This window comes from Streptomyces sp. NPDC005574 (assembly GCF_040605435.1).
Lineage (GTDB): Bacteria > Actinomycetota > Actinomycetes > Streptomycetales > Streptomycetaceae > Streptomyces.
The window spans coordinates 24,576-43,327 of record NZ_JBEXCW010000026.1 but is presented as its reverse complement, the minus strand read 5'-3'; the positions used below and the strand labels follow the sequence as shown (position 1 = coordinate 43,327).

Below are 18,752 nucleotides of genomic sequence, written 5' to 3'. Positions count from 1 at the left end.
CAGCGTCTCCTTTTAGAGGTGGGGGGTGCGGGGTGAGGGGTGGATGTGCTGCCAGCGCAGCAGCGACAGGCCCATCGCCATGCCGCCGCCGAAGCCGGCCAGCAGGACGAGGTCGCCGTCGCTGAGCGCTCCCGAGCGGGCGGCCGCGTCGAGGGTGACGGGGATGGAGGCGGCTCCGGTGTTGCCGAAGTCCTCGTAGGTGGTGTGGGTGTGCCGCTCGGGGACGCCGAGGCCGGCCGACAGGTCGGCGAGCATGCGCCCGTTGGCCTGGTGGGGCACGAAGTGGTCCAGTTGGCCGGCGGTGAAGCCCGCCTCCCGGATGAAGGCGGTGATGGCGGGGGCGACCGTGGCGGTGACGAAGTCGCGGACGCCGCGCCCGTTCATGGTGAAGTAGTGCAGGCCCTGGTCGAGGGTCTCGGGGCTGGCGGGCAGGCGGCTGCCGCCGGCCGGCACCTCGATGAGGTCGCGTTCGGCGCCGAAGCCGGCCAGTCGTCCGGCCAGCAGGCCGCGTCCGGGCCGGGCCGGGCCCAGCACCACCGCGCCGGCTCCGTCACCGAAGAGGATCGCGGTGCGCCGGTCGGCGGGGTTGAGGATGCGGGAGTAGATGTCGGCGCCGATGACCAGCGCGTAGGCGCAGTCGGAGCCGGCCAGGATGTGCTGGGCGGTGTTCAGCGCGAACACGAAGCCGCTGCAGACGGCGTTGACGTCGAAGGCGGCGGTGCCCTGTCCGGCGCCGAGACCGTCGGCGACGACGCTGGCGGTGGGCGGCTGCGGCGAGTCGGGGGTGGAGGTGGCGACGATGACCAGGGACAGGTCCGCGCCGGTGATGCCGGCCGCCTCCATCGCGGCCCGGCCGGCGGCCGCGGCCAGATCCGAGGTGGCCTCGTCGGGTTTGGCCCGGCGCCTGCTGGCTATGCCGGTCTTGGCCCGGATCCATGCGTCGCTGACCCCGGCGGCCGCGCCCACCTCGTCGTTGCCCACGACGTGGGAGGGCAGGCACGAGCCTGTTCCCAGGATCGCGACGCCAGGACTTCTGCGGCCGGACCGGGCGGTACCCGTGGTGATCATTGTGTGACCCTTCTGTCGGAGTTCGGGCCTCCCCGCGCAGCCAGATGGTCCCCAGGCCGCGCGGTGGCGGGCAAAGCCCGGGGATCGAACCCGTCAGGTCGCCGGGCAGTACGTCAACTGGCGCCGGCCCCCGCCCCTCCCCCACCCCCGGCCCGCCTCCGGCCTGGCTTGTCCCGTCCCCTTGTGGGGTCTGGCGTGGCGTGGCCGAAAGGGGGGCCCTGCGGTACGTCGGAAGGGGCCTTCCGGTGTGCCGGAAGGCCCCTTGTGGGGTGGCGAGTTGGGGGGGGTGGGTGGGGTGGCGGGTCGGGGGCGGCCGCGCGGGGTGGTGGGCGGTCGCGTGGGGTGTCGGGGTCGCGTGGGGTGTCGGGTGGTGGGGCGGGGGTGTCAGGCGGCGGGTGCCAGGGGGGAGGGGGTCAGCAGGCCGTGCACCAGGTCGCCGGTGATGCCCACGCCGTTTTGGGTGAGGACGGACTCGGGATGGAACTGCATCGACGCGAAGTGCGTGCCGCGCAGTGCGTGCACCTCGAGGCTGTCGCAGTCGCGGGAGATCTCCACGATGCCGGCGGCGGTCTCGGTCTTGTCCTCGGTGCTGGTGGCGGTGAACGTGTTGTAGAAGCCGACGCGTTCGCGGCGTCCGAACAGGTCGATGTCGCGCTGGACGCCCTGGTTGGGCACGGCCCGGCGTACCAGGTCCAGGCCCAGGCGGCGGGCGAGGACCTGGTGGCTGAGGCAGATCGCCAGGAACGGGCGGCGTTCGGTGAGCAGGCGGGTGAGGGTGGCGTCCAGGTGGGCGATCTTGGGGTGGGACAGGTCGCGCGGGTCGCCGGGGCCGGGGCCCATCACCACCAGGTCGTGGCGGGAGAGGTCGTAGGGCTCGTCGAAGCGTGCGAGGGTCACCTCCAGGCCCAGGCAGTGCAGTTGGTGTCCGATCATCGAGGTGAAGGTGTCCTCGGCGTCCACCACCAGCACCCGCCGGCCCGCCGGCGGCCGGCGGGCGGCCGGCGCGGTGGTGCCGGCGAGCCAGAAGCCGGCGATGGTCTCGTTGCGGCGCTCCAGCGCGCGGCGCACCTCGGGGTGGGCGGCGAAGCGGGAGGGGCTCGCGCCGTCCAGGGCGGCGAGCAGGCCGGCGGCCTTGGCGCGGGTTTCGGCCACCTCCGACAGCGGGTCGGAGTGGCGCACCAGGGTGGCTCCGACGCCGATGCGGACCGTTCCGGTGGGGTCGATGTCGGCGGTGCGGATGCAGATCGCGGAGTCCAGGACGGAGCCGCCGGCCGCGTCGCGGCCCATCAGGGCCAGGACGCCGCTGTAGTAGCCGCGGCCCTGCTGTTCGTAGCGGGCGATGACCTTGGTCGCGCTCTCCAGGGGGGAGCCGGTGACGGTCGGCGCGAACAGGGTCTCGCGCAGGATGTGGCGCGGGTCGCTGTCGGTGCGGCCCTCGATGAAGTACTCGGTGTGCGCCAGGCGGGCCATCTCCTTGAGGAAGGGTCCCGTCACCCGGCCGCCGTCGGGGCAGATCCGGGCCATCATCTTCAGTTCCTCGTCGACGACCATGTACAGCTCGTCGGCCTCCTTGCGGTCGGCGAGGAAGTCCATCACCTCCGGCAGGGTGGGGCCGGAGGCGGGGTAGCGGTAGGTGCCGGAGATCGGGTTCATCACGGCGCTCGCGCCGTGGACGCTGATGTGCCGTTCGGGGGTGGCGCCGACCAGGGTGCGTTCACCGGTGTGCACGATGAACGTCCAGTAGGCGCCCTTCTCGCGTTCCAGGAGCCGTTTGAAGAAGGTCAGGGCGCTGCGTGGGGTGTAGTCGCTGATGTCGACGGTGAAGGTCCGTTTGATGACGAAGTTGGCGCCTTCGCCGGTGCCGATCTCGTCGGTGATGATCTGGCGGACGGTCGCGGCGTAGGCGTCGTCGTCGACGTCGAAGCGGGCGCCGGTGGTGTGGATGGCGTCCTCGGGCAGTTGCTGCAGGACGGCGGCGAGCGGGGCGCTCTCCTGGCGGGTGACGCTCAGTGCGACCAGCGGGGTGGCGTCGTCGTGGCCGGTGAAGCCGCGTTCGGTGATCTGCCGGTAGGGCACCAGGGCGAGCACCTCGTGGCGGGGCTGTCCGGTGGCGGGGGCGGGTGGCGGCAGCGGGATGCCGGCCAGGGTGTCGGGGTGGGAGATGTCGCCCAGCAGGATGTCCAGGACGCCGGGGCCGGTGGCCTCGGGGCGGTGCAGCAGCGCGAAGGGCGGCGGGCTGGGGGTGAGGATCTCATCGAGCAGACTGCCCTGGTGGGGGCGGCCGGCGCGGATGCCGGTCATGCGAAGACCTCCTTGGCGGTGGTGAGGACCGCGCAGCGCGCGGCCGCGTACTCCAGGGCCATGCGGTGGTGGCTCTCGTCGAAGTCGGCGACGGCGTCGGCGACCAGGAACGTCTCCAGGTCGTTGCTGAAGGCCTCCACGGCGGTGATCAGGACGCCGACGTGGGCGTAGATCCCGCACACGATGAGCTGGTCGCGCTGGTGGAACCGCATCCGGGTCAAGAGGTCGGTGTGGTGGAAGGCGCTGTAGCGCCACTTGGTGACCAGCCAGTCGCCCTCGCGGGGGGCGAGGGCGTCGACGACCGCGCGGTCGGCGGGGGTGGGCTGCATGCCGGGGCCCCAGAAGTCCTTGAGCAGGCCCCGCTGGTGGGTGCTCATGCCGCCGGGCTGGGCGGTGTAGGCGACGGGGACACCGAGTTCGGCGCAGCGTTCGCGGACCTGGACGGCGTTGTCGATGAGGGGCTCGCGCAGCGGCTGGGGGAAGGGTTTGAGGAAGTAGTTCTGCATGTCGTGGATCAGCAGCACCGCGCGGTCGGGGTCGGGCGTCCAGGGCGCGGTGTTCGCCGGCAGGTCCGGCGATGTCGGCAGGGGGTAGGACTCGATGGGCGGAAGACCGGCCATGCGGACTCGGTGTCCTCTCTCGGCGAAGGGGGGGGCTGCTCGGGGCGGGGGCGGGGGTGGGGTGTGTCAGCAGGCGCCCAGGGCCGCGCCGCCGTCGACGGTCAGGGTGTGCAGGGTGATGTGGGAGGCCTGGTCGGACAGCAGGAAGGCGACGGCCTCGGCGACGTCGGCGGGGCGGGCGAGTTTGCCCAGCGGGATGCCGACGCGGAAGGTCTCGGTGCAGCCGGTGAGGGTGGCGCGCGGGCCGGCGTCGTCGCGCCACATGGAGCTGAGCATGGGGGTGTCGGTGGAGCCGGGGGCGACGATGTTGCAGCGGATGCCGTGCCGGGCGACCTCCAGGCCCAGGCTCTTGGTGAACATCTCCGCGGCCGCCTTGGAGGCGGCGTAGGCGGCCATTCCGGTGCGGGGGGTGGCGGCGGCGTTGGAGGCGACGGTGACGACGGCTCCGCGGCCGCGGCCCACCATGCGGCCCACCACGGCCCGTGACAGGTGGAAGACGCCGGTGGTGTTGACGGCGAAGGTGCTGTTCCAGTCGTCGTCGCTGAAGGTGCTCACCTCGCCCAGGCGCAGCACGCCGGCGGCGTTGACGAGGTGGTCGATGGGGCCCAGGCGCTGTTCGATCTCGGCGACGACGGCCTCCACGGCGGCGCTGTCGGTGACGTCGGCGGCGAACGGGGCGACGGGCAGTCCGTCGGCGCCCAGTTTGCCGATCACCTCGGCGAGCTGGTCGGCGTCGCGGTCGACGGCGGCCACCGCGACGCCCCGTTCGCCAAGGACGCGGGCCACGGCCGCGCCGATGCCGCCGGCGGCGCCGGTGACCAGGGCCAGCCTGGTTTCGCTTGCGCTGTGCATGTCTGTTTCTCCTTCACATGCCGTGCGGGCAGGGACGGTTGCGGGTGCGGGGGGCGGTCAGCCGTGCCAGGCCGACACCACGGAGATGGCCTGGCCGGCGTTGAGGCGCGGGTCGCAGAAGCTTTCGTAGGCGTCGCCCACCAGGTCGGCCGAGCGGGCGTCGGGCACGCATTCCAGGACGGCGTCGGGGGTGGCCTCCAGGTGCAGGCCGCCGGCGACGCCTCCGCTGTCGACGACCGCCCGGTGGAAGGCGACGACCTCGCGTTCGGCCGCCTCCACGTAGCGGGTCTTGAAGCCGCCGGGGGTGGTGACGGTGTTGGCGTGCAGCGGGTCGGTCAGCCAGATCACCGGGTGGCCGGCCGCCCGGACCGCCTCCACCAGCGGCGGCAGCGCGTCGGCGACGGTGTCGGCGCCCATGCGGGCGATGAGGGTCAGCCGTCCCGGCTCGCGCCGCGGGTCCAGGCGCCGGCACAGCTCCAGCAGTTCCTGCGCCGTCATGCGCGGGCCGACCTTGCAGGCCACCGGATTGCTCACGCCGGCCAGCAGGGCCACGTGCGCGCCGTCGGGCCGGCGGGTGCGGTCCCCGATCCACGGCCAGTGCGTGGAGGACAGCAGCGTGCCGTCGTCCTCCTCGCGCAGCAGCGGCACCTCGTAGTCCAGCAGCAGTGCCTCGTGGCTGGTCCACACCGCCGGGTCGATGCGGTCGGGGCCGCAGGAACGGTGCCAGCCCAGGTGGCGCATGATGTCGTCGGCCGCCATGTAGCCGGTGAGCAGGCGCAGCGGGTCGGGGCGGCGGCCCTCGGGGGTGGGGTCGGGGTCGTTGACCATGTGGCCGCGGTAGACGGGCAGTTCGACGCCGCCGAGCTGTTCGGTGGACTGCGAGCGCGGCTTGGTGAACTGTCCGGCGATCCGGCCCACCCGGATCACCGGTTTGGCGGTGATCAGGCGCAGCGCGCCGGCCAGCAGGTCCAGCAGGGCCGCCTTGCGGGCGACATGGCCGGCGGTGCTCTCGTCCGGGTTCTCCGCGCAGTCCCCCGCCTGCACCACCAGGGCCTCACCGGCCGCGACACGGGCCAGCGAACGGCGCAGGGTGCGCACGTCGGCGGCGGACACCAGATGGGGCCGGCCGGCGAGGTCGGAGCGGACCCGCCGCACCTGCGCCGGGTCGTCCCACTCCGGTTGCTGGGGGGCGCTTTTCAGTTCGATGTCGACCAGGGAATCGTCCACGAAAGGGTCTCCAGACAGACGGCGGGCGGCACGGCACACAGGCCGGGCCACGGGTGCGGGTGGATGTCGGTGAGGGGCGCGTACGTGGGGGGATGTGGGGTTCAAGGGGCCGGCCGACCGGCCGGGCGGCCGGGCGGCGGCGGTGGAGGCCGGGGGTGGCGGTGGGAAGCCAGGGGTGGGTGCGAGTGCGGGTGGGGGTCAGAGGCGGGGGGCCCAGCCCACCGCGTCCCAGAAGGCGAGCTGGGCGAGCTTGGGGGTGTGCTCCACCTGGGCCACCCGCGGGCCGCCCAGCACCAGCGTGCTGGGCGCGTCGGGGGTGAACGGCGGCCAGTACGGCGTGTTCGCGGTGTGCGGCAGGGAGGTACGGGCGAACGCGGCGACGGTGTCGATGAGGATGTCCGACAGCAGCCGCTGCACCGGGCCGTCGCCGAAGATCTCGGCGTACTGCGGGAGCCGGTGGGTGCCGAACAGGAACGGCGAGGTCGCCTCGTGCGGGGTGCCGGTGTGCGGCGCCCGCGCCGGATGGGCGAACTCCATCGCGTACAGCGGGGTGGTGCCCTGGCGGGCGTGGCGCTCGGCGAAGCGGACGATCTGGTGGCGGAAGTAGGCGTCCCCCCAGATCTCGCTCCACAGCGACAGCGGATCGTCCGGCAGGCGGGCGTCGCGGGCGGCGGCCCGGTAGGCGGTGGTGCAGGCCTGCGCGAGGTCCGCGCCGGCCTCGGGTACGGCCAGCCGCAGCACCTCGGTGACCGCCGCCCGAAGCTCGCTCTCCTCACGCGGGGCGGGGGCGGGCTGCGGGGAGGCGGGGCCGGTGTAGAAGGAGCCCTCGGTGCTGGTGTGGATCGACAGCACGGGCACGGCGGGGCTTGCCAGCGTGTGGTCGGGGGCGGGCATGGTGCGCCCGTCGACGACCGGGCCGCGATACCAGCGTCCGCTGGCTATCGCGCGCTGTCCGGCGGGCGGCGCGAACAGCTCCTGCCAGGCCCCGGCCAGCGCGGCGGCCGGCACCTTCCGCAGTCCGGCGACAGTGGTGCCCAGCCGGCCGGCCACGCTCTCGTAGGCGGTGCGGGCATCCTGCGGGGTCAGGGCCGTCGCGGGCGCCAGGGCGTGGCTGGGGCTGATGGACACGATGCGCCGCAGCAGGCCGCGCACCCGGGGCAGCAGGGCCAGCTGCCAGGCGCTGGCGCCGCCCGCGGAGGTGCCGCACACGGTGATGTTGCCGCTGTCCCCGCCGAACGCGGCGGCGTTGGCGTGCACCCAGCGCAGCAGCGCCTCCTGGTCCTGCAGGCCCCAGTTGGCGCAGTGCCCGCTCAGCGGGTCGGTGAGGTCCTCGTGCAGGCCGAAGCCCAGTACGCCCAGCCGGTAGTTGAAGGTGACCACGACGAGGTCGCCGCGCAGGGCGGGCCGGGCCCCGTCGTAGACGGGCATGCTGCCCGCGCCGGCCTGCCAGCCGCCGCCGTGGATGTAGACCAGGACGGGCCGCCGGCCGTGGGGGTCGGGCGTCCACACGTTGGCGTACAGCGAGTCCTCGCTGCTGGGCGGGACCGGCCGGTTGGGGATGACGCTCTGGAAGGAGACGTCGCTGAAGTGCGTGGCCGGGCGCACACCGCGCCAGGGCCGGGGCGGCCGCGGGGAGGCGAAACGCAGGGCGCCCACCGGGGGGCGGGCGTAGGGCACGCCGCGGAAGACGGCGACGCCGCCGGTACGGCGCCCGGCCACCAGCCCGCCCGACGTGCGCACCACGACCTCGGATCCCCTCGCGGCGGTGGGGCGGGGCGGGTCCGTGACGACGGCGGACGCACCCCGCTGCTTGCCTGCGGCCTGCGGCTGGCTGGCCATGGTGAACTCCTCGGCACTCGGACGGGCTGGTCCGCCGATCGTGTGCCGCCGGTTGAAGGGTCACCAAAGGACGTCCGGGCAATCCGTCAGCTGCCGCAGTGAGTCCGTCAGCTCGCGGCCCCGGCCGGCCGCGGAGCTGACACAACGCAAGGAAGGATGCCGGGCACTTCCCCGCCACAGCCCTACACTGCGCCGCCGCCCGCGCGGGCGCTCACACGGTGGAGCGGGCGCTTGCGCGGGTGCGCGGGGAGGGGGGCGGGGTGCTTTTGGGGGTGCGCGCGCGGTGGGCGGGGCCGCTTCCGCGGGTGCTCATGCGGTGGGGCGGGTGGTTTTCGCGGGTGCTCGTGGAGTGGGGCGGGTGGTTGTGGTGGGTGGTCACGCGGGGCGGGTGGTCGGGGTGGGTGGTCACGCGGGGCGGGTGGTCGGGGTGGGTGGTCACGCGGTGGCCTGGGTGGCTTCCGCGGGGGTGTCGGCGGTGCCGGACAGGACCGCGACGGCGTGGGCGGCGGAGGCGAGGGTGGCGTGGCGGTGCCAGCCGCTGTAGGAGCGGCCGGAGAAGTCGCGGATGCCGACCTGTTCGGCGGTCTGGGCGAAGTCCCGCTCCACGCGCCGGGTCAGCCGGCTCAGCCGCAGCAGCTGGGCGGGGTGCAGGTCGGTGAGGTCGGTCAGCCACAGCTCGCCCGGCCAGCGCCCGCCGTTGTCGCCGACGCCCAGCAGCAGCAGGTCGCGGCTCCAGGAGGGGCGGCGCGAGGCGCGCTGGGGCAGCCGCACCCGGACGGTCGCGGCAAGACCGGCGTGCACGGCGCCGCCGCCGGGGCCGGGCCGGCGCTGGATGACCGGCTGGCGCAGCGGGCGGGCCATCAGCATCAGCTGGTGTGCCGTCATCTCCGTCTCGGTGGCGCTGCGGGGCAGGCCCGGGTCGATCGCCGACAGCCGCAGGTTGGCGCTGACCCGCAGCAGCATCTGCGCGCCCGCGGCCTGCAGCGGGCGCACGGTGGCGGCCACGTCGGCCTCGCGGGCGTCCATGACGGCCGGACGCACCGGCAGTTTCCAGTCTCGGGTGAGGCTGAGGTAGGCCTCCACGCAGCACTGGTCCATCGTCTCGGGTGAGGCGCTCTCGGGGATCGACGCCTGGCGGCGTCTGGTGGCGTCGTCCAGCCAGGTGTCGGACAGGTGCAGACGCCAGTTGACGGGCGTGCTGTGCTCCTCGGACACCGCCCACACGCCCACCGCCTGCTGGGCGTTGGTCATCTGGCCGCGGCTGGGGTCGAAGCGGCGGTCCACACCGACCGAGCTGTCGCCGGCCTTGGGTATCACCATCGGCCGCAGCACGTAGGCGCGGGCCGGGGAGATCTCCTCCAGGTGGCGGGCCAGGGCGCGGCGGACCGGCCCCCAGTCCCAGGTGGAACCGCTGATGAAGTGGTGCAGGCTCTGCTCGGCCGCCTCACCGCCGAACAGCGAGGAGATGTTCCGTATCGACTTACGGCCCTCGACACCGAGCAGGCCCTGTACGTACTCCATGCCCCGGCGCCGTTGGTCGCTGCGCGGCAGTGACTCGAAGAGCACCGAGCTGAGTTCCTCCAGCATGCTCTGCCGGGACGCGTCCCCCGCAGGAGGGAACAGCTCGCCTTCCGCGGTGTGCCTGTGCAGCGTCGTCTGCATCTCATCCCACCTCGCCCTTCGGTCCCGTCTGCCTGCTCCGGCAGCCTCGGACGAGGCGTCCAAGGGCAGACCAAGGCACGGGAAACGCGCAGGCGGGGGCGGGGGCGGGGTTGGGGGAATGCGACCCGGGGTGGTCGGGTGCAGGTCAGCCGCGGGCGGCGGGACCGGTCAGGGGATGCGCACCCAGACCTTGCCTCGCTGGGAACCGGTCACGAGCAGAACCGCGCGGGCCTTCTCGGCGTAGACCACGCGCCAGCCGTCCCGGTGCATCGCCAGCAGGGGGCCGCCATCTTCCGGCGTGCGCGAGGACTTCGGGCCGCCGGGCCGCAGCGGAACGGTTTGCTGTCCGCCGGCGTCGTCCCTCTGCGGGGCGCGATGGCCGTGTCCGGGAAAGAGGAGACCGGGTGCGTACGGGCGGCTTCGCCAAGTGGACCAGGCGGTTCGAGGACGAACGGGAGCTCCGGCGCACCCGTGGTGAGCCTGACTGGGGGCGGAGCGCGACGCTGCATCCGGCGGTGTGGGCCAGCATCCAGCGCTTCCAGGTGGGCGAGGACGGTGACGGCGCCAACCTCGCCGGCAAAGCGGACCAGGCCGGCGACGCCGACTACGCGCAGGCGGTGCGGCTCTTCATCGCCGAGGAACAAAACCACGCCCGCCTACTTGCCCGGCTCCTGGCCGCGGGCGGCATACCGACGCTGAACGGCCACTGGAGCGACACGGTCTTCGTACGGCTGCGCCGCCTGATGGGCCTGCGCGTGGAGCTGCTCGTGCTGATGATCGCGGAAGTGGTGGCGTTGCGTTATTACCGGGCCCTGCGCGACGGCACGAACGACTCGCTCACTTCGGATGTGGCGGGGCGGATCCTGTCTGACGAGCAGCGCCACGTCCCGTTCCACTGCGAGCGACTGCACGCCTCTGTGGCGGAGTTGCCCCGCGCCGCGCGCCGGCCGCTGATGATCCTGTGGCGGCTTCTTCTGCTCGCGGTCACCCTCGTGGTCGCCGCCGACCACGGCCTGGCACTGCGCCAACTCGCCCTCGGCCGCCTGCGCTTCGTGGCCGATGTCATGACCTCGTCCGGCGCGGTGGTCTCCGCGGTATTGGCGCCCCGTCCAGACGCATGGACGAGGACGGGGTGACGACCAACAGCCCCACAGGGCATCAGCCGGGCGAGCCTCCCCGAGGGCAACTCACCCGCCACTCCCCCCGAGTCCGGGCACACCTGGCCGACCGTGCCTGCAGGCCCCGCCTGCGTGAGCGTCGTCCGCGAGTGTCAGGGCTGCTTCACCCCCTGACACTGCTTCACCCTCTGATATATTCGATCATGTATATTGATACACTATCTGGTGTATATGGAGGTGGGGTTCATGAGCAGAACCGTCATCGATCTCGACGACGACGCCCTGGAAGCCGCGGCGAAGGAGCTGGGCACTTCCACGAAGCGGGACACCATCAACACCGCCCTACGGGAGATCGTGGCCCGCAACCGGCGCCTGCGGGCCCTGCATGAACTGCAGGATCTCGCGGATGAAGGCGCGCTCGATGCCGGACTCCTCCTGGACAAGCGCTCCTATCGAGGTGGTTTTGTCCGGTGAGCGTGGCCGACTACCTCGTCGATACGTCTGCTCTGGCTCGCGTTCTGCTGCGTCAGGCCACCGACGAGTGGGAACAGCGGATGGGCGCCGGGCTGATCGCCCTGTGCGACCTCACCGAACTGGAGATTCTCTACTCCGCACGTTCTGCGAAAGACCGGGAGGCCGTTCAAGAACGACTGAACCAGTTCACCTGGTGCCCCATGCCCGAGGGCATCTACCGGCGCGCTCGCGTCGTTCAGCGCGAGCTCACTGCCAAGGGTGAGCACCGCAGTGCCGGAGCCGTCGACCTCCTTGTGGCCGCAACCGCGGAAGAAGCGGGGCTCACCCTGCTGCACTACGACCGCGACTTCGAAAGCATCGCCCGCACCACGGGGCAGCCGGTCCGAATGATCGATCTCAGGTAGCCGTAGGCGTTCTGCTTGGATCAGGTCATGACTTCTGTCGGAGCACCGGAGGAAACACGCCAGGGGGCGGAGCTCGCCGTCTGGTTCGGCGGGGCGTCCTTGGCGTGCTGGCTCTGTTGCCCGTTCTGGATCCTGGTCAGCTTCGTCGCGCTGCCCCTGGCCCTCGCCGGCCTCGTGCGGGCCCGCGTCGAGTACCGCGCCTCGAAGTCGGGCCGAGCGAGCAGGCCGCGAGCCGTGGTGGGCGCCGCGTTGTCCCTCCTGGGGGCGGCAGCGGCGATCACCTACATGGTCTTTTCGGCCCGCCATCCCGGCCTTCCCGTCCAGGGGTAGGAGCAGCCGGGGCGTCCGGCGCGTGCGGCCGTGTGTCAGCCCGCCAGGTGGTTGATCTTGCGGATCTGCCGGTCGAAGGCTCGGGCGGGAACCAGACGGCGCAGGGTGCTCACGCGTCCTGCCGGCATTTCTGGGGCGGAGCGGCCGGCGCTGCGCGCTGGGTCGCGGTCGTCGGAAGGTCTGGCGCAGGCCGGCCGGCCGGGGTGTGGTTCAGGAACGCGCCGCCCGGTAGGGGCTGCTCCACTCCCCCGCGCCGGTGGTGTGCCCGCTGGGGGCCGCCGCGTCCGGGGCCGCCGTAGGGCCCGGGGCGGCGTCCTGGCGGGCGGGCGGGTGGGGGCGGCAGTGGTGGCAGGTGGCCGCGCACGGTGGGTCGAGGTCTATCTCCACGCCCGCCGGAACCATCAGCCAGCGGGCCGGTATCGCCTCGTGCTCATCGCGCCGCATGGGGCCTCCTCAGCTCGGACCGGGCCGCACCGGCAGGTACGGCCGCTGTGGCCAGCGTCGGTCCGGCCGGTCCAGCGGGGTTGAAGCCCCGACCAACGGCCTGCACCCGGGCCCTTTTGCCCCCGGGGGCCCCGCCCTTTCTGCGGCGCCCACATGCCGGAGCGGGTGGACGCCCACAGGGCTGCGGCCCGCCCCCGGTGTCCCGGAACCGGAATGGCGCGCCCTGTCCGGCCCCTGACAGCCAGGCGGCCCGGCAGCCCGGCAGCCCGGCGGCCCGCGTTCCGGAAGCGGTGCGGGCCCCGGCGGCCCGTACTCCGGAAACGGCGCCGGCCCCGCGCGCGGGCGGGTGTCCGGGCCCCCCTTTGGCCCGGGCGGCTCGGTTCCCTTCAGCTTCCGGCGGCCGGCTGCCGGCATCCGCGAGGACACTCCGGCCGGAGGGGTGCTCCGGCCGGCGCTCCCGAGGACGGTCCGGGCAGGGGGATGCTCCGGCCGGCACCGGCCTGCGCCCGGCCGTCTCGGGCCGGGCGGCGCGGGCCGGGCGGGCGGCTGCTTCGGCCGGTGGCGGTGAGGCGGCCTGTGTGCCGGAAGGGGTGCGGGCGCCGCCGGGGCGCGGGGTGGGGGGCCGGGTGGGTGTGCCGGGTTCTGCTTGGTTTCAGCCGGTGGCGGTGAGGACTCCGGAGATGGTGCGGACGTTGAGTTCGCGCTCGGCGCTGGGCAGGACGTGCAGTTGGGCGTCGTGGGCGGAGGGCAGGGACATCCGGATCAGGTCCGGTACCCGGAAGGCGAGGAGGGCGGGGTCGGGCTGGTCGACGCGGGTCACGACGTGGTGGTCCAGGAGCTGGCCGACCAGGGACTGCACGCTCCAGGTGTCGCCGCCCAGCAGGCGGCGGGCTCGCGGGATGTCGAAGGAGACGGCGCCGGCGGCGGCGAGCAGGGCCAGGGCGCGGCGCAGGGATCCGGGCAGCCGGGCGATGGCGCCGGCGGTGCGGGCCAGGACGTCGCAGGCCTCGTCGTGCAGTTCGGCGGCGAGGTTTCCCTCGTCCATCAGGCCCAGGGCCAGGTCGGGGATCGTCCACATGGGGCGGGCGGCGAATTTCTCGCCCACGGCGCGCAGGGAGAGCGGGAAGTTGCCCATCAGCGCGGTCACCTCCCGCAGTGCGGCGGGGTCGGCGGTGGTGCGTTCGGGGCCGGCGACGCGGGCGAAGAAGGCGGCCGCGTCGGGGGCGGAGAAGGGGCCGAGGTCGAGGGGGCGGGCGCCGGGCAGGCCGGGCAGGCGCAGGCGGGAGGTGACCAGGGCGAGGCTGGAGGCGTCGGCGGGCAGCAGCGGCAGGACCTGGTCGGTGCCCGCGGCGTCGTCCAGGAGCATCAGCAGGGAGCGGCCGGCGGTGAACGCGCGGAGCATGCCGGCGAGTTCGTCGGTGTTCTCGGGCAGTGCGGCGGTGTCCAGGCCGCACTCGCGCAGCAGGGAGCGCAGGACGGCGGCGGCCGGCCTCGGCCGGTCCTGGCCGTCGTGGAGGCGGGCGTGGAGGAATCCGTCGGGGTAGCGGTCGGCCAGCCGGTGCGCTCCGCGGACGGCGAGGGCGGTCTTGCCCGCGCCGGCCGGTCCCAGCACGACGACGACCCGCGGCCCCTCGCCGCCGACGTGGGCGTTGACGTGGTGGCTGTCAGGGCCGGCGTGGGTGGTGTCCTCGCCGGTGAGCGCGTCCAGGCGGGCCAGTTCCGGTTCGCGGCCGGTGAAGTCGGGTGTGTCCAGGGGGAGCTGGCCGCGTACGGGGGGTGCCGGGGGCCGTGCGGGGGCTGCCGCCGTCGCAGCTGCCGCATGGGCGGGCGTGGGGGCGGGGGGTGGGGGTGCGGGCTGGGGCAGGGCTTCGTTCAGGACGTCCTGCTGCAGTTTCTGCAGCCGTTCGGAGGGTTCGATGCCCAGTTCGTCCACGAGCCGGCGGCGCAGGTGGGTGAAGGCTTCCAGGGCGGTGGCGCGCTGCCCGGAGCGGTGGGCGGCGAGCATCAGCTGGGCGGTGAACTCCTCGTGCAGGGGGTGGTCGGCGGTGAGCTGCTGCAACTCCCCCACCAGGGTGCGGTGGTGGCCCAGGTGCAGGTCGGCGGTGATGCGCAGTTCCAGGGCGCTGAGCTTGGAGTCGGCGATCTGCGCGATCTGCGCGGCGAGCAGTGGTCCGCTCTCCAGTCCGGCGAACGGCTCGCCCCGCCACAGGGCCAGTGCCTCGCGCGCCAGGGCCGCCGCGGTGTGGGGGTCGCCTTCCTGCAGGGCGGTGCGGGCGCGGGCGACGCCGTGTTCGAACTCCCACCAGTCCAGCTCGCCGGGCTTGAGGTGGATGCGGTAGCCGTTGGGGCCGCTCTGCACGCGCTCGTCCGGATCGGCGGGGCAGCGCAGTGCTTTGCGCAGCTGGTAGACGTAGGTCTGCACCGTCTTGCGGGCCAGGCGCGGTGGCGCGCTCTCCCACAGTTCCTCGATGAGGGCGGGGGTGGAGACCAGGCGGTTGGCGTTGAGCAGCAGCACCGACAGTGCGCGCCGGGCCATGGGTGCGGTGGGGGTGCGGTCCTGGCCCTGCGCGCGGATCTCCAGGGGGCCCAGCACCCCGATCCGCAGCGCACCGTCCTTCGCGGTGGCCGGTGCGGTGTCGTTCATGGTGGGGTTCTCCTTTTCGTTGCCCGGGTCGGGGTGGGTCGTTCCCGCGTCGCGGGCGGGGCCGAAGGCAGGGGCGCCGGCGGGGGCGCCGGAAGGGCGCCGGCTCTCGTACCAGTGCCGCATGCGGGAGCGGCGCAGTTTGCCGATGCCGGTCCGGGGGATGTCGCGGGGGCTGATCGCCACGAGGTGGGTGGGGTGCAGGCGCAGGCGCTCGGCCAGGTGCGTGCGGATCGCGGCCGCGGCCAGGCCGGGCGGGGTGGGTGGGCGGGGGTGGAAGAAGACGGCGAGTTCCTCGCCCCTTTCGCCGGTGACCGGGGTGGCCACGGTGTGGGCGGGGGTGACGCAGTCGAGTTCTTCCACCGCGGCCTCGATCTCGTGGCTGTGGCAGGCCACCCCGTCGTAGTCGAGGAGGTCCTCGGCGCGGCCGGTGACGGTGAGCAGGCCGCCGTCGATGAAGGCCAGATCGCCGGTGCGGAACCAGCCGTCGGCGGTGAAGGCGCGGCGGGTGTGCTCGGCGTCGTCGAGGTAGCCGGAGGTGACGGACGGTCCGCTGACCTGGAGGTGTCCGAGGGTGCCGGCGGCCACCGGGTCGCCGTGGTCGTCGACGCAGCGCACCAGGGTGCCCGGCTGGGGGCGGCCGGCGGGAACGTAGCGCAGGGCGGCGGTGTCGAGGTCGGACAGGCGGCAGTCGACGACGCCGGAGGCCGTCTCGGACATGCCCCAGCCGGGGAACATCGCCTCGCCCGGCAGGTGGAAGGGGGCCAGCAGCCGCAGAAAGCGCTGGGCGACGCCGGTGTGGACGGCTTCGCCGCCGTTCATGACGTAGCGCAGGCAGCTGAGATCCCAGGTGTGGCCGGGCAGCCGGCCGGCCTGGTCGTTGACCAGGGCGAAGGCGAAGTCGGGGGCCCAGGTGGTGCAGGCGCGGTGCCGGTCGACGGCCGTCAGCCAGCGCAGCGGGTCGGCCAGCACCCACTCGGGGCGGGCGTGGACCTGGTAGGCGCCCAGGAACACGTCCCGCACATGGAACAGCAGCAGGCCGCCGGCGTGGTCCAGGGGCATCCAGTTGACGCTGCGGGTCGCCGGGGTGAGCCGGTTGGTGTGGGCGGTGGCCGCGCTGCGGCTGAGGATGTTGCGGTGGGTGAGCATCACGGCCTTGGGCACGCCGGTGGAGCCGGAGGTCAGCAGCAGGACGGCGAGGTCGTCGGGGCCGGCCGGGTGGCGGTGGTGGTCGGGCTCGGCCCGCAGCAGGCCGGGGTGGCCGAGCCAGGCGCCGGCCCAGCGCGGGTGCGTGCGGGTGGCGGGCAGAAGGTTCTGCGTCCGGCCGGTGACCACGTGGGGGTGGCCGTAGCGGTGCCACACCGCGTCCAGCAGGCCGGGCGCCGCGGCCCGGGCGGCGGGGGTGGCGCCGGCGCCGACCAGCAGCGGAACGAAACCGCCCAGCACGCACGCCCAGAACACGCTCAGCAGTTCCGGCGCGTCCTCGATGTGCACGATCACCCGCTGCCCGGGGCGCAGCCCGGCCCGGCGCAGGCCGGCCAGCACACCGGCCGCCTCCTGCCGCAACTGCGCGTAGCTCCAGCGCTGTTCGCCGCCGTCCGCGCCGATGAAGCACAGGCCGCCGGCGCCAAGATCGCGCGCGGCCCGCTCCAGCGCCTGGCCGAGGGTGGCGCATCCCACGGCGGGGGCGGGCCCGCCGTCCAGCAGGGACATGCCCGCACGCAGGGAGCCGGTCATGAACTGCCACGCTCCTTGCGGTAGTCGCGGGGGGTGAGGCCGTAGCGGTCACGGAAGAGGCGGCTGAAGTGCGACGCCCCGTACAGGCCGGCCCGCTCCCCGATCAGGGCGACGGGCAGGTGGTCCAGGCCGGGGTCGGCGAGTTCGCTGCGGCAGCGGGCCAGCCGCTCGTCGCGGATCCAGCGGGCCGGGCTGATGCCGTACTCCTGGAAGATCTTCTGCAGGTAGCGCAGCGAGATGTTGTGCCGGCGGGCGATGGTCACCGGGCTCAGCTCGGGCTCGGCGAGCTGCTCGCGGACGTGGGCCTGGATGCGGAGCATCAGCGTCTGCCGGGCGATCTGCGCGTCCTCGGCGACCTCCCGCATGCGTTCGCTGAACAGTGCCGCGGTCAATCCCGCGACGCTTCCGCCGAGCAGGTCCACGGCCGTCTGGACCTCCCGGCCGTGGCGGCCCAGCCCCTCCAGCAACGACGTCAGCAGCGCGGCCAGCCCCTCGGTGCCCGACCACGGCCGGGCCGTCAGACGCTGCGCCTCACCGCCGGTCAGGCCCACCAGGTGGTGCGAGACGGTGACGTCGACCAGACGGAAGTTCTCCGGCATCACCACCTTGTAGGGGCGGGTGCTGTCGAAACACACCAGCTGCGGCGCGCGGACACTCGTATGCCGGCCGTCCTGCGCCACCCACACCGCGCCGCTCAGCGGCCGCACCACCCGCAGGCAGCCGGCCGTCAGCGGATCGATCCGCCGGGCGGGCCGGATCAGTTCCCGCGACCCGTCCCCCCTGACCAGCGAAAGGCGCACCCCGCCGAACTGGTGCGTCAGCGTCGTCCCGGCGAAGGGCTCCTCGTGCTCGCGGACGATCTGCACTCCCCCGCCCCCGGGCAGCGGCCCTCCCGGCGCTACGGCGGACACGGCGCCGGACGCCGCGACGGCGGGAGCGGCCGCGCGCACGGCGGTGTGCGCCGGCGCCGGCATCAGCTGCGGCTTCGGTGCCGGCAGGGGCATCGTCGTGGGCATCGGCGTCCGCTCGTCGAGGCGTTGCACCGCATCAACCTCCATCCGTGCTTCGGGCCGGAGCCGGCCGTGGTACGTGATGCTCCGTCCCCCCACACCATCAAAACATACCCGCATGCTGGTATCGCAGTCATATCGGAGGGTTCGATGGCACGCAACCCCCACAGGCGTTCGAACCACCCGGGCAGGGAGCGGGCGGGGGCACGGGCGGGGGGTGGCGCGGCCGGTGATGCCGGGCGGGCTGCGGGACCGCGCGACCGGCGGTGCTGCCGGGACACGGGACGGCGTTGCCCGGCGGCGGGGCCACGGGGCGGGGAGCGGCGGGGCGAGGGAGCGGTCGCCTGCGCCCGGTGCGCGTGGCTGCGTGACTGTGTGGCTGTGTGGCTGTGCTGGGGTGTCCTGCCGGGTGGTCGGGCCCTTGGATGCCGGGGTGCAGCGGATGCGGGCGGCGTGGAACAAGAAGCCCGCCCGCGGTGGTCCTGCATCAGGATGCGGGAGAGCGATTTCCTCGAACCACGCATGCGGGTGCGGGAGTTGGCTGATCCAGAGGTGGCGCATGGTGAGAGCGGCGGGCCGCTGCGCGTGGACTTGCCGGAGCTGACCCGGTTCGGCATGCGGCGTCGCGATCGCTGCCCGTCGGGCGTCGTCATCGCTGCCCGTCGGGCTCTGGGCCCAGGGCTTCAGCGGCACATCACCGTCGGGCTGCGGCGGGGACTGGTCCTACCGGCGGGAGACGTGCACCCTCGTCCGCGGTCCTGGGCCGGCACCGACGATCGGGGCGTGACGACCACGTACGAGTGGCGGGGCCCACCCGGGCTCAGTCCACACGGAGCGTTGCCCGGGCTTGCTCTGGCCCGCACGAGGCGGGCGACAGGAGGCGGCCGGTGCCGGCCGGAGGGAGGCGCGGCGCACCGCCTGGAGTGCGAGCGAGCACGTGGGCCGACGCCGTCGACGGCTGCCCTCTCTCAGGTCATCGGCCGTGATCCTGGCCATCCGGCGGGGGCCGGGGCGGGGCCGGGGCC

General features: G+C 73.9%; 14 protein-coding genes. 4 read left to right on the top strand and 10 right to left on the bottom strand.

The annotated features are described in order from the left end of the window. Nucleotides 1-12: 12 nt before the first annotated feature. From ABZT03_RS18960 to ABZT03_RS18930, 7 genes are all read right to left on the bottom strand, one after another. Nucleotides 13-1,068 carry a ketoacyl-ACP synthase III gene (locus ABZT03_RS18960; RefSeq protein WP_356040732.1) on the bottom strand — a complete coding sequence of 352 codons (1,056 nt, stop codon included), beginning with the start codon at nt 1,066-1,068 and terminating at the stop codon, nt 13-15. A gap of 384 nt (nt 1,069-1,452) precedes the next feature. Beyond that, complete coding sequence (locus ABZT03_RS18955) at nt 1,453-3,369, bottom strand: anthranilate synthase family protein (RefSeq protein WP_356040730.1); 1,917 nt, start codon at nt 3,367-3,369, stop codon at nt 1,453-1,455. After that, nucleotides 3,366-3,989 (bottom strand): isochorismatase family protein, encoded by a 624-nt coding sequence (locus ABZT03_RS18950; RefSeq protein ID WP_356040728.1) that lies wholly within the window; start codon nt 3,987-3,989, stop codon nt 3,366-3,368. Before ABZT03_RS18950 ends, ABZT03_RS18955 begins: the two co-directional genes overlap by 4 nt. 66 nt (nt 3,990-4,055) lie before the next feature. Then, nucleotides 4,056-4,841: a 2,3-dihydro-2,3-dihydroxybenzoate dehydrogenase gene (locus ABZT03_RS18945; RefSeq protein ID WP_356040726.1), complete on the bottom strand. Its 786-nt coding sequence runs from the start codon at nt 4,839-4,841 to the stop codon at nt 4,056-4,058. A 57-nt stretch (nt 4,842-4,898) separates the two neighbouring features. Then, nucleotides 4,899-6,068: a 3-deoxy-7-phosphoheptulonate synthase gene (locus tag ABZT03_RS18940; RefSeq protein ID WP_356040724.1), complete on the bottom strand. Its 1,170-nt coding sequence runs from the start codon at nt 6,066-6,068 to the stop codon at nt 4,899-4,901. Between the two features lie 198 nt (nt 6,069-6,266). Continuing rightward, on the bottom strand, nt 6,267-7,907 hold the full coding sequence (locus ABZT03_RS18935) for a carboxylesterase family protein (protein WP_356040722.1): 1,641 nt from the start codon (nt 7,905-7,907) through the stop codon (nt 6,267-6,269). Nucleotides 7,908-8,342: 435 nt separating this feature from the next. Continuing rightward, nucleotides 8,343-9,569: a transposase gene (locus tag ABZT03_RS18930; RefSeq protein WP_356040720.1), complete on the bottom strand. Its 1,227-nt coding sequence runs from the start codon at nt 9,567-9,569 to the stop codon at nt 8,343-8,345. A 404-nt stretch (nt 9,570-9,973) separates the two neighbouring features. Between ABZT03_RS18930 and ABZT03_RS18925 the strand changes: the two genes are divergently transcribed. The 4 genes from ABZT03_RS18925 (at nt 9,974) to ABZT03_RS18910 (ending at nt 11,895) form a co-directional block, all read left to right on the top strand. Then, entirely contained in the window at nt 9,974-10,705 is a 732-nt protein-coding gene (locus tag ABZT03_RS18925) for a ferritin-like domain-containing protein (RefSeq protein WP_356040718.1), read from the top strand. 228 nt (nt 10,706-10,933) lie between these two features. Continuing rightward, nucleotides 10,934-11,161 carry a type II toxin-antitoxin system VapB family antitoxin gene (locus ABZT03_RS18920; RefSeq protein WP_356040716.1) on the top strand — a complete coding sequence of 76 codons (228 nt, stop codon included), beginning with the start codon at nt 10,934-10,936 and terminating at the stop codon, nt 11,159-11,161. Beyond that, complete coding sequence (locus ABZT03_RS18915; RefSeq protein ID WP_356040714.1) at nt 11,158-11,565, top strand: PIN domain nuclease; 408 nt, start codon at nt 11,158-11,160, stop codon at nt 11,563-11,565. The genes ABZT03_RS18920 and ABZT03_RS18915 overlap by 4 nt, the downstream gene beginning before the upstream one ends. 27 nt (nt 11,566-11,592) lie before the next feature. After that, the gene (locus tag ABZT03_RS18910) at nt 11,593-11,895 is read left to right on the top strand and encodes a hypothetical protein (protein ID WP_356040712.1); all 303 of its coding nucleotides are present in this window, start codon (nt 11,593-11,595) and stop codon (nt 11,893-11,895) included. Between the two features lie 210 nt (nt 11,896-12,105). On the opposite strand, the gene ABZT03_RS18905 is transcribed toward ABZT03_RS18910, so the two are convergent. From ABZT03_RS18905 to ABZT03_RS18895, 3 genes are all read right to left on the bottom strand, one after another. Further along, nucleotides 12,106-12,339 carry a hypothetical protein gene (locus tag ABZT03_RS18905; protein WP_356040710.1) on the bottom strand — a complete coding sequence of 78 codons (234 nt, stop codon included), beginning with the start codon at nt 12,337-12,339 and terminating at the stop codon, nt 12,106-12,108. Between the two features lie 652 nt (nt 12,340-12,991). Beyond that, nucleotides 12,992-16,717, bottom strand: a complete 3,726-nt coding sequence (locus ABZT03_RS18900) for an AMP-binding protein (protein WP_356040708.1) — start codon at nt 16,715-16,717, stop codon at nt 12,992-12,994. Beyond that, nucleotides 16,714-17,760 carry a helix-turn-helix domain-containing protein gene (locus tag ABZT03_RS18895; protein ID WP_356040706.1) on the bottom strand — a complete coding sequence of 349 codons (1,047 nt, stop codon included), beginning with the start codon at nt 17,758-17,760 and terminating at the stop codon, nt 16,714-16,716. The genes ABZT03_RS18900 and ABZT03_RS18895 overlap by 4 nt, the downstream gene beginning before the upstream one ends. Nucleotides 17,761-18,752: the final 992 nt, after the last annotated feature.

What these genes read in the sequence shown, in the direction of transcription:
- ABZT03_RS18955 (WP_356040730.1), bottom strand. Translation starts at nt 3,369, where the DNA reads ATGACCGGCATCCGCGCCGGCCGCCCCCACCAGGGCAGTCTGCTCGAT.
- ABZT03_RS18900 (WP_356040708.1), bottom strand. Translation starts at nt 16,717, where the DNA reads ATGACCGGCTCCCTGCGTGCGGGCATGTCCCTGCTGGACGGCGGGCCC.
- ABZT03_RS18920 (WP_356040716.1), top strand. Translation starts at nt 10,934, where the DNA reads ATGAGCAGAACCGTCATCGATCTCGACGACGACGCCCTGGAAGCCGCG.
- ABZT03_RS18930 (WP_356040720.1), bottom strand. Translation starts at nt 9,569, where the DNA reads ATGCAGACGACGCTGCACAGGCACACCGCGGAAGGCGAGCTGTTCCCT.
- ABZT03_RS18935 (WP_356040722.1), bottom strand. Translation starts at nt 7,907, where the DNA reads ATGGCCAGCCAGCCGCAGGCCGCAGGCAAGCAGCGGGGTGCGTCCGCC.
- ABZT03_RS18910 (WP_356040712.1), top strand. Translation starts at nt 11,593, where the DNA reads ATGACTTCTGTCGGAGCACCGGAGGAAACACGCCAGGGGGCGGAGCTC.
- ABZT03_RS18945 (WP_356040726.1), bottom strand. Translation starts at nt 4,841, where the DNA reads ATGCACAGCGCAAGCGAAACCAGGCTGGCCCTGGTCACCGGCGCCGCC.
- ABZT03_RS18905 (WP_356040710.1), bottom strand. Translation starts at nt 12,339, where the DNA reads ATGCGGCGCGATGAGCACGAGGCGATACCGGCCCGCTGGCTGATGGTT.
- ABZT03_RS18950 (WP_356040728.1), bottom strand. Translation starts at nt 3,989, where the DNA reads ATGGCCGGTCTTCCGCCCATCGAGTCCTACCCCCTGCCGACATCGCCG.
- ABZT03_RS18960 (WP_356040732.1), bottom strand. Translation starts at nt 1,068, where the DNA reads ATGATCACCACGGGTACCGCCCGGTCCGGCCGCAGAAGTCCTGGCGTC.